Genomic DNA, 13,701 nt, shown 5'->3' on the forward strand with positions numbered 1-13,701 from the left:
GATTAAATTTCAAAATCAGGCAAATAGTCTGTCAGCACTTTACTAACTTGTTTCCCTTTTACTTGGTCAATAACAGTCGTCGCACCTTCCTTTTTACCTGCATCATAGTTTAAGGAAACTTTTTCCACTTTATTACTAACGTGAATAGCGGCTTTTCCTTTTTCCGTAAGGTTGCAAGTGATAGTCCAGTCACCTACTTGAATGGTATTGCCTTTGCGAACTAACTGCATATCCGGGCGATTATTTCCATGTATATCCATAACCGTTAAGAAACGGGCGGTTTTGCAAGGAACTGTTGTAGAAGAGAAATGCCAGTGATTAGGATATTTCACCGCTTTTCCTTGTGCATTCGTTACATTTTTCCAGTTGGTCGGAGCACAGAAGAAAGTATCTACCATTGCCTGTTCCGTTTTTGCCGAACTGAAAAGATGAGCAACAGAGATACCACCGGCTTTATTTCTTCCGGTTACTTTCACTTCATTAGTCAGTTCCAGTATTTCCATCGGTAATTCTACAGTATGTAAAAGGTAACTCCATGTTACGGCTTCTTTTCCTTCCAGCTCATCATAAATCACGAAAATTCCGGTAGTTCCCAATTGGATGATATGACGGCGGAACATATCCAATTTATTCTCATCCCATCCTTTTTCAGGCGTATATTGCGTACCGGATAGTTCGCCACGTTTCAGCCATAGGGGAGAAGTCACTTTGCCATAAGCATTGGAAGCATCTCCTACCATATAAGCGATTTTTTCTCCTTCATACCAACGCGGAATCCAGCCATATCCTTCTGTTCCAATCTTTTGAGTCATTCCATTTACCAAAATACTGTTGTGTGCACGGGTGTTACGGTAAGAATACATACAATGATCGTCCGTAAAACCAGTACGATGTCCGCTGCTGTAAAAAATGGCTTTACCCCCATAGAATGTATTGAAAGCATTCTGATTGGCTAGTGCATGGGAAGTGGAACCATAAGAACTGGAGCGGAACGATAACATGGCATTCCTGTCTATATCTCCCAAAGAAGTATTCATCGTACCGATTCCTGTTTCATTGAATACTTTCGCCATGGGTAGCTCGGCAAGAGTATGTCCTTCTTTGGGGAGAGTTTTCTTGGTTGTACAACGATACCAGGTCAAATCTCCGGATTTTCCGAGGAAAGTCTTTTCCATAATATCCGGTTCTTTTTGCAGAATAGTACGTACATAAGCGGCCGCCCACGGATTATTACATTCACGTGCCAAGGCATCCGCATAACCTACTCGTGTACCGTTCGGCTTCATCTTGCTCTCGTGTGAATTGCCTTGTCCGGCAGATTTTGAGAATGGAGGCTGCTGGTAGATGACGTAAAATGCATTGTTGTTATACCACGGATCAGCGAAGAAATCGAATCCGCTGATACGGGAGTAGAAAGCGGGAACTTCAATCAATGTGCGAAGATTAACCTGGAAATAGGAATCACCATTGTGCCATCCTCCGTCAGCGTTGAGGCCCGGAAGACGGGATACCCATTCATTGTAGCAATAATCCACCCAGGTGGAAGCCATCGGTAGCTCACCATACGTAGCAAATGCCGCCATATTCAAGATACGGAAAGTCATTTGCCAGACATGATTATCAGCAATGCGGTTTTCCAAGTGATTGACATATTCATGATAGAACTTCTTTCCATTGTCACGAATCGTTCTTAGGAGTAGTTTTCTCTCATTCGGAGTCAACAGATTGTACCATGCATCATACGCTGAAGTACTCATGGACAGGATAGTAGAACGATTGAAATCTCCGGCAAAGTATTTACTGTTTTTCCAGGAAAGAATTTCGGAAAGCCGCTTTATACCTTCTTTGTAGTATACCTCGTCTTTCGTTAGCAGGTAAGCGCGTACCATGGCTTCGATATTTGCTTCTTCACGGTCTACAATCTTACGACTTTCCCGAATCAGGGCAGAACGATATTGAACAATGTTTGTCAGCTTGACAACCTGGGTTGTATCAATTTCTTCTTCCAGATGTTTCAGCGGGTGGTTCAGGCATTTATCGGCTTTTCGGATATAAGCCTGTGCCTCCGGATTGTTTTTATTCCGTTCGATGATATTATCCCAATCTTCGGTATCAAGCAAGATGCGGGGATGGGTTTGGGGTAATTTGGCTAATACTTCCTGTAGAGAAAGAGGGCTGAATGTACGTATGTGTTCGTCTATATAAAAATGATAAACAGGTGACCATTCTTCTTTTCCTTCTTTGTCAACGTAGGCATGTTGCCAATACCATTTCCCTTTTTCAAAGAGTTTGAATGGGTTGAAAAAGGCCCATTTTCTTTCGGCGGTAATCACTTCCGATTTGAATTCGGGGTCGCGTGCGATACGGATGCGGTAGGTTACTTCCGGTTTGTAGTCCTCTTCTTCAACTCCGTCCAATACGGCACCGAGGTGCGGGAACTTATCCGGCCACATAAAACGCGGAGGATTGACGGTAATATGCTGTCCGTCCAGGGGCGAAGGCGTTTCGCGGACTTCATGCATCAAGGTCTGTTGAGTCAGATGCATGATTCCTTTTTGTGCATACCCGTTGGCGAATAGCAAAAGGGTGAACAAGAGGAAAATAGATATTCGTTGTTTCATCATATAACTTTGCTTTTATTATTCATCGCTTTGTTGTTCAGCGTTGTTTGAACAAATCTTTCAGACGAATAGTCTTGTTATTAATCAGTGGACGTGCCCAGAAACCAATAAAGGTGATATATCCTACGAAAACAAGGATAAAGAGCATACCTGTGCGAAGTGATGTTGCATCTGCCAGCGTACTTACAATCATCGGACCACCGGCACCACCTACAATTGCTGAGCATAGTATACCTGCGAATGAACCGTGGTGCTGTGACGCAGAGTTCAGTGCTAATGAGAATACGATGGAATACATCATGGAGATACTGAAGCCAACAGCTGGGAAAGCGAGCATAGATACTTCTTTACTTCCGAACAATGCTGATAATAATAGAATGATCGTCAGAATTCCGGAAATCTGTAACAATCGTTTACTGTCAATCAACTTGAGTAGGATCATGCCTACCAGACAACCGGCTGTCATCAATCCCCAAAAATAGCTCACGGCTTGTGCACCGTCTGTTTGCGGGTTAACTCCATGGTATTGTTCCAGGAAGGTACTCATAAAGATTGAAGTTCCTTGTTCCGTGCTTACATAGCAGAAGATTCCCAGAAAAAACAGCCATACATATTTCTGTTTGAATAAAGCCAGATATGAATCTTTAGATCCGCTTTTCTCGTCTTCTTTCAACTCGATTTTTGGAAAACGGGATACACCGACAGCAATCAGCATGACCAATAGCAGGATTGTAAATACCCAATAAAGAGATACCCACGGCATTTCCCGTGGAGTGACATCGGCCAACAAGTCGATAAAGAAACCCTTACCTGCTGTATATGTCGCCGGATTAAGTTCGCGAATCAGATAAGTATATACCAGAGGACTTAGGAAAGAAGCAATGCCAAACATAAATTGCGCCAGTTCGGCGATAAATGCATAGTTTTCTTCTCCTCCTACGGTACGTTGGAGTGGATTCAATACCGTTTGTAACATGGCCATTCCTAACCCGATGATGAAAGAAGAAGCTAATAACATTGGATACGTGTGCATGCAGGCAAACAAGATGGTACCGATGAACGGCATCAGAAACCCACCGAATAATACCGGCTTTTCACCGAAACGGTCAATGAGCAATCCGGCAGGGATAGACATGATGGCATAGGCCAGGAAGAAAGAAGTCGGGATAAATCCCGCCATTGCCAGGTCGCTTAGATTGAAGTTGTGGATAATATCCGGAATGAGTGGGCCTAGAATATTGGTGATAAACGAGATGGTAAACCAGAACGCCATAATCAGCGCCAGCATTCCTAAATTTTTTCTCATAATCTTAAATAGTTGATAGTTGATAAATGATAACTGATAGATGGAAGTTGATAATTAATGATGATTGAGTATTTGTATGTTGGAATAACTTTCATTTACTAACTATCATTTATCAACTATCAACTATCATTTATTTTTGTTTTCATTTGAAAAAGAGTGAAGCAGCTCCAATACTTCCGGCCTTGTTTCCAAGAGCGGCAGCTATGATTTGAGTATTCACGGCGCAGTCGGGGATAGCGTAACTGCGGGCTTTTTCACTTACCTTTTGAATATAAAAGTCTCCGGCTTCGGAAAGTCCTCCACCGATCACAATCTTTTGAGGGCTGAAGATATTAATGAATCCTGCAATTCCATGTCCCAGAAAATCACAGTGTTCTTCCAGCGATAGTTGTGCAATCTTATCTCCTTGTTTGTAAAGGCGGACGATCAGTTCTCCATTAATCTCTTCATCCGGGTAGGAGATACCTGCGTCTATTATCCGTTGACTGAAACGGCGTACCAAGGCAGAAGTGGAAGCGTAATGTTCCAGACAGCCGACGGAACCACAGGCACAAGGTTCGCCATTGGCAATGAGAGGCACGTGCCCCAGTTCTGTCCCCCGGTTGGCATAACCGTTGAACAATTTGCCATCAATGACTACTGCACCGCCAATGCCTGTTCCTACTGTTAGGAAAACAACATGAGTGGCTCCCTGTCCGGCTCCATACATTGTTTCTCCTAATCCCATCAGATTAGCATCATTTCCCAATAAAGCCGGGAGTCCGGTTTCCTTTTCAATACGGTCTGCCAGATGTATGTTTTCCCAACCGTTGATGTTTTCCGCACCTCCTAGAACAATACGGTTTGTAGAATCTACGATGCCTGGTGTACCAATTCCTATACCATTGATTTTGTAGCCTTGTTCTTGTGCAAAAGCTTTTACCTCATTGATAGCAGTAACCAACTGTCCGATGACAGCTTCTGCTGATACATCGGCTTTCGACGGTAACTTCCTTTGAAAGTAAAATACGCCTTCATTATCAATTAGGGCGTATTTTACAGAAGTTCCGCCAAGGTCAATTCCTATAGCGTATTCTTTTTCCATATCACCAAGTAATACTTAATACATAATACTTAAATACTTAAAAAAATCACACTCTCTCTGCCCAAATCGGTGAACTCCAAGCCCATTGTCCGTCACGTTGGCGAACGCGTACATAGTAGTAATCCGTATCACGCTGCGGCTCTTTATCTTCCATGTAGTGTTCCAAAGTGAAGCAGCTTTCCGGCATAGCACGATTGAAGAGGATTGCCTCGCTCAACCAACCGATCATGAAGTGTGAGCGTGAACCTTCGAGCAATTCGCCCAATGTATGTTCAAACTTCTTGCCATTGAATTCGGCAATGATCTTGCCGTCTTTGGGCATTTCCACATCCAGAATGACGGCTTGCATGGCTGCTGTAGTTGTATTCGGATTCTTGCTGCTGTACATATCCAATTCCGTTTCCTTGTCGCCAACGGATACAATACGGTTGACATGCGTGTGGAATTCAGTTTCACCTTCTTGCGGAGAAGTGAACGCTGCGCCACGGAAACAAGGAGTTACACTATGGATCTGTCCTTTGTCTACTGACAGTTTGCCCTGCCAATGTACGTATTTCTCTTCACGATTCCAACCAAAATCAACTTTAACTTTACAACGTACCGTATCACCTTCCGGAGCAATCGGAGTCAGAGGGCCGTTCATGCGAGCTAAAATCTGTCCATTCTTGACAATATCCACGTAGTCGATACAGCTTTCGCCTGTGACGTTCAGATAGATACGGCGGCTGTTACCGCGAACTACGTCACCCATGAAAGCGTCGTTGAGGCGGAAGTCAATAATAATTTTATCACCGGTTGCGGCACATACGTGGCGGGTGCGGAGAGCTTCCCAAATAGCGTCGCGAGTCAATGACGGAGCCATGACACCGATACGACCGTCGCCATAGCTTCCCGGATAACCGGAATGTTGGTCGGTAGAAGCCATAATACCGAATTTGTTACCTAATTCAAGACCATATTGAATGGTTCCTTCCCATTGGCGCGGACCCATGTCGTGTAGATAAGGATAGTCTCCCTGGTCGCTTTCTGCCAGACCGTGGCGGGAATACATTTCTACGAATGGGGTAATATCTCCTTCGGTAAAGCATTTCCAGTTGTAACCACGATAGCCACCCTGATAACCCATGTGATGCGGAGTGATAAATACTTTGTGGCCTTTTGCCTTCTGTTTCCAGTCTTCGATAGAAGTACATTCCACAAGCGGTGCGTCAAGATCATAATTCAATGCAACATGGTCACCATGTTCCATGCTGTGGGCCTCGTATCCGACAAAAGTAAGGAATTCACCTTCTTTATTGTATTCATTCGTCATTTTTACGTACTTCTCATAACCGCCTTCACGCAAACGTTTGAAAGCTCCCGTGTGGTAATCGATCACCCATTTCAGGCGGGGATCATCTGCTCCGGGAATATCCGGCCACATAGCATGAGGAGTGACACTGACAAAATCCAATTGTGCTTTTGCAGCTTCAAAAGCGTCGCGCATGTCGCCGTGTCCATATGTGATGTTGCAATGGTTGTGTAAGTCGCCCCAGTACATTTTGAGGTTACTGGCTGACGGCATAATTTTTTTTGCTTCTTTGCTTCCAGCTGCGCAAGAACCCAGTAAACTGCCTGAAGCTGCCAATCCGAGGAAAGACCAGCCTGTGTTTTTTAAAAACTTTCTTCTATCCATGGTTTTATCTAATTTATTCGGTTATGAGGCACGGATTACACGGATTTCACGGTTTTTAGAATGATGATGAGGTAAAACAACAGCGTTCATCCGTGTAATCCGTGCCTAAATTTATTATGTAAACTAATTATGAAGCATATTAATTCTTATTGATATGTCCTCTTCTTAGCGGTTTTGCATTTGCCGACGATCACCTTTAAAGAGGACTTTTTCCTTTTCATCCGGGTCAGTATCTTTGTACTGTTTTTGAGTATCCTGAAGCAGCTCTATCAGCTCTTCTTGTACTTTAGCATACTCCGGTTTGCCGAAGACGTTGTTCATCTCTCTCGGATCAGCTTTCATGTCATACATTTCCCATTCGTCAATATCATTGTAGAAATGAATCAACTTGAAATCTTGTGTACGGATACCATAGTGACGTTTTACAGAGTGTTCTGCAGGATATTCGTAGTAGTGGTAATAAGCTGCTTTACGCCAATCGGCCGGGGTTTTTCCTTCGTTGACCAATATCGGTTTCAAAGAAGCTCCTTGAATATCTGACGGAATATCTACTCCGGCAAAGTCTAGGAAGGTAGGAGCAAAGTCTACATTCATACTGATTGCATTACTGGTACTTCCTGCTTTGATTGCTTTCGGGTAACGGATGATAAGAGGCATACGCTGACATTCTTCATACATGAAGCGTTTGTCAAACCAGCCATGTTCGCCAAGGAAGAAACCTTGGTCGGAGGTGTATACAATGATTGTATTGTCCAGTTCACCAATCTTTTCGAGGTAATTCAATAGTCGGCCGATATTTTCGTCTACTGCCAGAACCGTAGCCAGATAATCGCGCATATATTGTTGATATTTCCAGCTGATTAAAGATTTGCCTTTCAAGTCACCTTTGCGGTATTCGGCAATGCGCCCAGCGTATACAGAATCCCATTTATCCTGAACTTCAATAGGCATACGTTTATATACACTATAAAGACGGTTGGTTGTATCTTTCAGCATCTCTTCACGAGTCATCAATTTGAGATCCCAGTCGTTTGTCAACGTGTGTTCGATAGACATATCCTGCTCACGAGCAGCTCTTCCACGACCTTCGTAGTCGTCGAACAGATTAGCCGGTTCCGGGAAAGTGGTATTGTTGAATATACCCAAATGACGGGGAGCAGGCATCCAGTTACGGTGTGGGGCTTTCTGGTGATACATCATGCAGAAAGGCTTGTTCTTGTCACGTCCTTCGAGGAATTTAATTGCTTTGTCGGTAATAATATCCGTAGCATATCCTTTTTCTACGATATGTTTTCCGTCTTCCCAGAAATCAGGATCGTAATAGTCACCTTGCTCATGTTGACCGCTAAGGATACTCCAATGGTCGAAACCTTGCGGTTCGCTGATGAGGTGCCATTTGCCGATCATGGCAGTCTGGTATCCGGCTTGCTGAAGAAGTTTGGGGAATGTCTGCTGATCGCCGTTGAATGTACTTGCATTATCGGTAAAACCATTCTCGTGACTGAACTTGCCGGTGAGGATGCAAGCGCGTGAAGGTCCCGAAAGAGCATTGACAGCGTAACAATTATCAAAGCGAATACCTTCGTTGGCAATCCGGTCCATATTAGGAGTTTGGATTAGATTTCCTCCATAACAGGACATCGCTTGAGTGGTGTGATCATCCGTCATCATGAAGATAATGTTCGGTTGTCTGACTTCTTCTTTCTTTTGGCTGTTGCAAGAAACGAGGTTTAATGCTGCCAATGGGAGGAGTAGGGTAGAGGAGGTGTAATAGTTTTCCATAATGATGAAGAAGCCTCTCCCAAGAAAAGGAGTAGGGAGAGACTCTGGGGTTTTTTATAGTTTGTATTTTAATGACTGTTTCTTTCCGTTTACTTTCACTTCTACTTCCAGACCGTTTTCATCGAACGCTTTGTTCTTGAATTTAGCGTCAAATTTAGGGGCATCTGCGCTTTTCTTAACCGGGTAGATAACAGTGATGTAACGTACAGCTTCTTCACCGTCTTTTCTTACGTTGAATGATACATTCATACGTTTGTAGCGTTTGCGATAAGCTGTTGAACACCATCCCGGTTCTTTCTTCATACTCATGCCGGCAGGGCCGAAGCATTGCAGTTTCATGTTGCTTCCATCCTCAAACTGTGTCAGGAATGTCATGTCTTCGCGGCTGTTGGCAATTTCTCCTTTCGGCATCTGATAGTGAAGATTGATAGAACCTTTACCGCTACCTACCATTTCATCTACAATGACAAAGTAAGTGTTATTAACGAAGAAAACAGAACGGCGGTGTTTCAAATTCTTATAACTCGGATTTTCAGTTACTAAAGTCTGGATAGCACCTTCCGGTTGCCACAACTTAGTAACAGATTCTGTTGTATCGAGATTCTTATTATCCAGGGTTACTGTGTTGTGAACACAAGTCTGACGGTGCCAGTTGCGTTGTTCCATTACTTCGCCTTCACCGGCGTATACATACGAACCTGAATCCGGGAACAAATTCTTACCGTTGAACCAAAGTTCAAATGTTCCGTTGTCCGGCTGACAGTGCCAGAAAGCTTTCGGACCTGCCTTTACTACCATTTGGGTAGCATCCATTCCCCATGAATTACGGAATACAAAAAAGCCTGATTTCAGGAAACCTTTAGACATATAATCCGGCAATGCACCTTCTTTTCCTTCTGTAGCAAAGTATTTGATTGTCTGGTTCTTCGGGAACAGTTTACTCCATGACTTGTAGTTTTTCACCATTTCTTTCTTTGTTGTCAACTTGGCGTCGCTGAAACATGGATTAGTGTAATCAGGGAAAGAAATGTTTGCATAGAACATAATCATGTTTTCAATGGTATCCAAATAATCTTGGGGGAATTCCTTACGGAATCCGTTAGCATCTGCGATACCTAAGGCTTTACAGAAAATGTTAATAGCTGCCAGATGATAATGTGGGTCAAGTTCGAACTGTCCGCCATCTTCGTATACCTGTACGTGAATTTCACGGTTCAGAATGTCGATACCACTTTTTCTCCAAGCCGGAGCATCTTTGAATTCAGGGAAAAAGGCACCAGCATAAATCATGCGTTGAGCTTCAAACAGTAAATGGTTGCCTTGATCCGAGTAATTAGCAAGGATATGTACAGCATGTTTGTAATAGTTCACCAGGAATTCTGTCAGGAAGTCCGGAGTGAAAGAAGGTGAGGGAAGGAATAACTGGAACTGTGAAGTCTGGTCTTGCAGACGATTACTCACTTCCAGGGGACGCCATGCAAAACGTACGTTTTCTACTTCGCCTTTGATTTTTCCATCACTTACTAGCTCATATTCTTTCTTGTCCATCTTCACTAACGGATTTTTTTAATCCAATCGATATACTGGTGTGCCCATTCTTTAGCATATTTTTCATCACCGGATATACGGTAAGCCTTACCCATCGGAGTGAACCATTTGTGACGGTGCAACTGCCAGCGGAGCTCATTATCTTTCACCGGCCAGTATTGCCAGTTGATATCTTCTCCATAATTGTAAGAAGGTTGATAACCTTTATGTACGAAGAATGTATGTTTCAATCCGTCATCCGCCCATTGCTGTTCTTCTTTGCTGATAGTCACTTTGTTCAGATTGATATCCGGAGTTTTTACGTTGGTACGTGCACGGTAATAGTCCAGTAATGCTTTGGCAGCATCCTCATCTTTACCCTCCTGATGCAAAGTTTTTACTTTCTCCAGTCCCGGATAGTCCAGGTTAAGGAGAGAAAAGACTTCGCTTTTCAGTTCTTGGGCGTAACCCTTGCTTACGAAACATGCGATTGCAAGCAGAACGATGTACTTTAAAGTTTTATTCATGATATAATAGGTGTTATAATTTAATGTATTAGATATCTTTATAGTTGATACCTTTCAGATCCATGAATCTCTTCAATGCTTCCAGATAATAGTAGTCAGCATAGTTCAGTGGAGTGTCTATTTCAGAACCATTCGGCAGTGAACCTACGGAATGCATCAAAATGAATCCTTGATTGTCACCCACTTTTGCGAGATATGCATCACTTGACAAACTTTTCAGAATCTTTTCTGCATAATCCAGATATTTCTGTCCGTCGGGAACCATCGTACTTAGTTCGATCATTGCAGAAGCAGTAACAGAAGCGGCCGATACATCACGTGGAGTTTCTTTGGTTACAGGAGCATCATAATCCCAGTAAGGAATAGCATCATCCGTTTTTACGCGGTTCATAATCATATCAGCTATGTCCTTTGCAAAGTTCAGGAATATGCTGTCATTCGTTTCGCGGTAGCAAGCGGTATATCCGTATATAGCCCATGCCTGTCCCCGTGCCCATGAAGAGTCATCGTTCTTGCCTTGGAAAGTTTGTTTGTTTTCCACTGTTCCGTCGTTGTTATAGCTTACTACATGCCAGCAAGTATAATCCGGGCGGAAGTGATTATGCATTGTAGTCATGGCATGCTTGATAGCGATGTCTTTATATCTATTGTCACCTGTTGCTTTTGCTACATTGAACAGAAGATCAAGGTTCATCATATTGTCGATAATAACCGGGAAGTTCCATGTTCCGAAATCCCATGAGCGAATAGCGCCGATGGAATCGTTGAAACGACCACAGAGGTTATCGGCAGTTTCTTTCATCACTGCAGCGATTGTATCGTTAGGTGAAAGACGTTCTGCATTGCCGTAACTACAGTTGACCATAAATCCCAAATCATGTGTACCTTTATAATAACGCACCGGATTCAGAAGATTTGTATATTCGATTGCTTGAGTTTTCAGTGTATTGTTTCCTGTCAGTTCGTATGCATACCATAATGAACCGGGGAAGAAACCACTCGTCCAGTCATAAACGTTGCAGAGGCGACGTTTGCCTAGCTGGTCAGCAGTGGGTTGTGCGCGTAGTGAATCCTTAAATGTTAATGAATCTCTTTCCAACTGGCGGCAAAGGAAATTCATGTCATAGCCGGTACGGATGGAACGTGGCAACATCCCTGTACCACTAACCTCTTCTGCGGAAAGTTGTAATTGGGCAGAAGCTACATCCAGTCCTTTTTTTATCCAACTGTAGTCTTCCTTTGGGGTTGTCTGGCACGACGCGAGTGCAATACTAACCGAAGCAAAGAGAACAAGTTTCTTTTTCATGTTATTCATTTTAAGTGATTGTTTTTAGAAGTTTTGTACTGATGCAAAAGTATGCGAAAAGCCTAATTTTTTATTACAGGATTGTCGAAAAGGCATTTAAATAGAGCTTTTCAAGTTTCGATTTTGTTGAAAAAGGTTTTAAATATCTCCAATATGCCCCAACCAAGGCATATTGGAGAATACTTTATTTAAATTACCACTTAGGATTTTGATTGAATAAAATACATAAATCCATATCTCGTTGTGGAATAGGGAATAACTCATGTTTACCATTAACTGTATATGTTGCCACAGAATAATTAGGAGAGCCAGCACTTTCCCACCAATAACCTAATTCTTTCGCAGTCTCTTGTATGGTATTATAATAAATACCCCAACGAACTAAGTCCATACGTCGATGACCTTCGAATGATAATTCATAACTACGTTCTTTACGAACTGCTTCACGGAATCCTTTTTCATCAAGCCCTTCTGTTAAATCACATGTACTTGTATTACCCGGGTTACCATAACCACGACGACGTACTGCATTAATAGCATTGTATGCATCGGTTGTAGGACCATGTTTCCATTCATTCAATGCTTCAGCATATAACAACAATACATCAGCATACCGTAAGAAGTACCAATTTACATTTGATTTATCATTATTAATGAAACTGTTGGTCGTTACATATTTCTGAATATCCCATTTGGCTGGGGTATAATTCTGTTTATTTTTTTGTGCTTTTGTCGGATCTGCATCTTTTGCAGCTGCACTTTCTTCCGTGTCACTAGCACTAGCTGCCCAAAGAGTTTTCTTTGTGTCAGTATATTGGTAGTTGGCTACGGACAAATCACGACGAATATCAGCTGTATTCTCTCTCCAGTCAAGTACAAATGTATGAACTACCTTTACGTTAGCAGCACAACTTCCACGAACACCAGCAATTGCAGTAGTTTTTACCCCATTCCATTTACCGATACGCCCTACTGGATCACTATTACCAGATACGGTTGGTGAGTAAAACGAAATTTCAATTAAGCTTTCAGTAGGATCCCAAACCCCATTACAAGTATTTTTCCATAATTGCTCATAATCTGTTAGTAGTCCATGTTTTCCAGATTCAATTAGGATACGTGCAGTTTTGGCCGCAGCCTCCCATTTGGATGTATCTTTCACTGGATCTCCTGCCCAAGTAGCATAGACTTTAGTAAGTAATCCTAATGCAGCTCCTTTTGAAAAACGGTATTCATTACTTTCACGATATTGGTCATCGATTGCATATGGTAATATATCAGATGCATATAACAAATCATCTTCAATGTACTCATAGACTTTTTCTGGGGCTGATTGTACATATGTTGCCGGATCTTGATTAGACATTTCTGTACTGGTCATCAAAACTACATTCCCAAATCGTCTTACTAACTCAAAATAAAACATAGCTCTTAATGCCCTGGCCTCTGCAATGTATATGGTTGCCAGTTTCTTATCAGTGTTAGTATACGATTCTATTTTGTTAGAAATACGTTCTAAAAAATCATTAGCCCTGTAGATACCTGTATAGAGTGCAGCCCATGTTTGCTGTACTTCTGATTGTGTTGTGGGAAATGAGTTCGTAGGAATTATACGAAAGTTTTCATTGCCACTTCCTTCTACCTGTGAAATGTCTGTTCCTAAATTGAATAGTATGGATAAATGATAACCATACATGGCATCTACAATGGTTGTACGGTATACGCCAAGTAATACATCCTTTGCTTCATCCGCATTGTTCATATAATTTTTCTTCTCTACTTCAGTTCTGGTTTCTTCCTCCAATGAACAAGAAAAAGGAAGTAAACACATTACTGATATGGCTATATAGTATATTATCTTTTTCATATTATA

General features: G+C 42.3%; 7 protein-coding genes and 1 pseudogene. All 8 read right to left on the reverse strand.

What is annotated here, in order from left to right; translation table 11 throughout:
• Positions 1–2: 2 nt before the first annotated feature.
• The gene (locus NXX38_RS14445) at positions 3–2,624 is read right to left on the reverse strand and encodes a DUF4962 domain-containing protein (protein ID WP_258979897.1); all 2,622 of its coding nucleotides are present in this window, start codon (positions 2,622–2,624) and stop codon (positions 3–5) included.
• A gap of 34 nt (positions 2,625–2,658) precedes the next feature.
• Entirely contained in the window at positions 2,659–3,927 is a 1,269-nt protein-coding gene (locus NXX38_RS14450) for a sugar MFS transporter (RefSeq protein WP_167511733.1), read from the reverse strand.
• Positions 3,928–4,069: 142 nt separating this feature from the next.
• Positions 4,070–5,011 carry an ROK family protein gene (locus NXX38_RS14455; RefSeq protein ID WP_258979898.1) on the reverse strand — a complete coding sequence of 314 codons (942 nt, stop codon included), beginning with the start codon at positions 5,009–5,011 and terminating at the stop codon, positions 4,070–4,072.
• 46 nt (positions 5,012–5,057) lie between these two features.
• The gene (locus NXX38_RS14460) at positions 5,058–6,686 is read right to left on the reverse strand and encodes a Tat pathway signal sequence (protein ID WP_167511734.1); all 1,629 of its coding nucleotides are present in this window, start codon (positions 6,684–6,686) and stop codon (positions 5,058–5,060) included.
• Positions 6,687–6,851: 165 nt separating this feature from the next.
• Positions 6,852–8,468: a sulfatase gene (locus tag NXX38_RS14465; protein ID WP_258979901.1), complete on the reverse strand. Its 1,617-nt coding sequence runs from the start codon at positions 8,466–8,468 to the stop codon at positions 6,852–6,854.
• A 54-nt stretch (positions 8,469–8,522) separates the two neighbouring features.
• Positions 8,523–10,522: pseudogene (gene hepC, locus NXX38_RS14470) on the reverse strand (heparin-sulfate lyase HepC).
• Between the two features lie 28 nt (positions 10,523–10,550).
• On the reverse strand, positions 10,551–11,837 hold the full coding sequence (locus NXX38_RS14475; RefSeq protein ID WP_217722953.1) for a DUF4995 domain-containing protein: 1,287 nt from the start codon (positions 11,835–11,837) through the stop codon (positions 10,551–10,553).
• Positions 11,838–12,021: 184 nt separating this feature from the next.
• Entirely contained in the window at positions 12,022–13,695 is a 1,674-nt protein-coding gene (locus tag NXX38_RS14480) for a RagB/SusD family nutrient uptake outer membrane protein (RefSeq protein ID WP_148364556.1), read from the reverse strand.
• Positions 13,696–13,701: the final 6 nt, after the last annotated feature.

It is taken from the genome of Bacteroides sp. BFG-637 (genome assembly GCF_024793605.1).
In the GTDB taxonomy this organism is placed as follows: domain Bacteria; phylum Bacteroidota; class Bacteroidia; order Bacteroidales; family Bacteroidaceae; genus Bacteroides; species Bacteroides vicugnae.

Excerpts from the sequence above, each read along its gene's own strand:
- NXX38_RS14475 (WP_217722953.1), bottom strand. The coding sequence starts at position 11,837 with ATGAATAACATGAAAAAGAAACTTGTTCTCTTTGCTTCGGTTAGTATT.
- NXX38_RS14450 (WP_167511733.1), bottom strand. The coding sequence starts at position 3,927 with ATGAGAAAAAATTTAGGAATGCTGGCGCTGATTATGGCGTTCTGGTTT.
- NXX38_RS14480 (WP_148364556.1), bottom strand. The coding sequence starts at position 13,695 with ATGAAAAAGATAATATACTATATAGCCATATCAGTAATGTGTTTACTT.
- NXX38_RS14465 (WP_258979901.1), bottom strand. The coding sequence starts at position 8,468 with ATGGAAAACTATTACACCTCCTCTACCCTACTCCTCCCATTGGCAGCA.
- NXX38_RS14455 (WP_258979898.1), bottom strand. The coding sequence starts at position 5,011 with ATGGAAAAAGAATACGCTATAGGAATTGACCTTGGCGGAACTTCTGTA.
- NXX38_RS14460 (WP_167511734.1), bottom strand. The coding sequence starts at position 6,686 with ATGGATAGAAGAAAGTTTTTAAAAAACACAGGCTGGTCTTTCCTCGGA.
- NXX38_RS14445 (WP_258979897.1), bottom strand. The coding sequence starts at position 2,624 with ATGATGAAACAACGAATATCTATTTTCCTCTTGTTCACCCTTTTGCTA.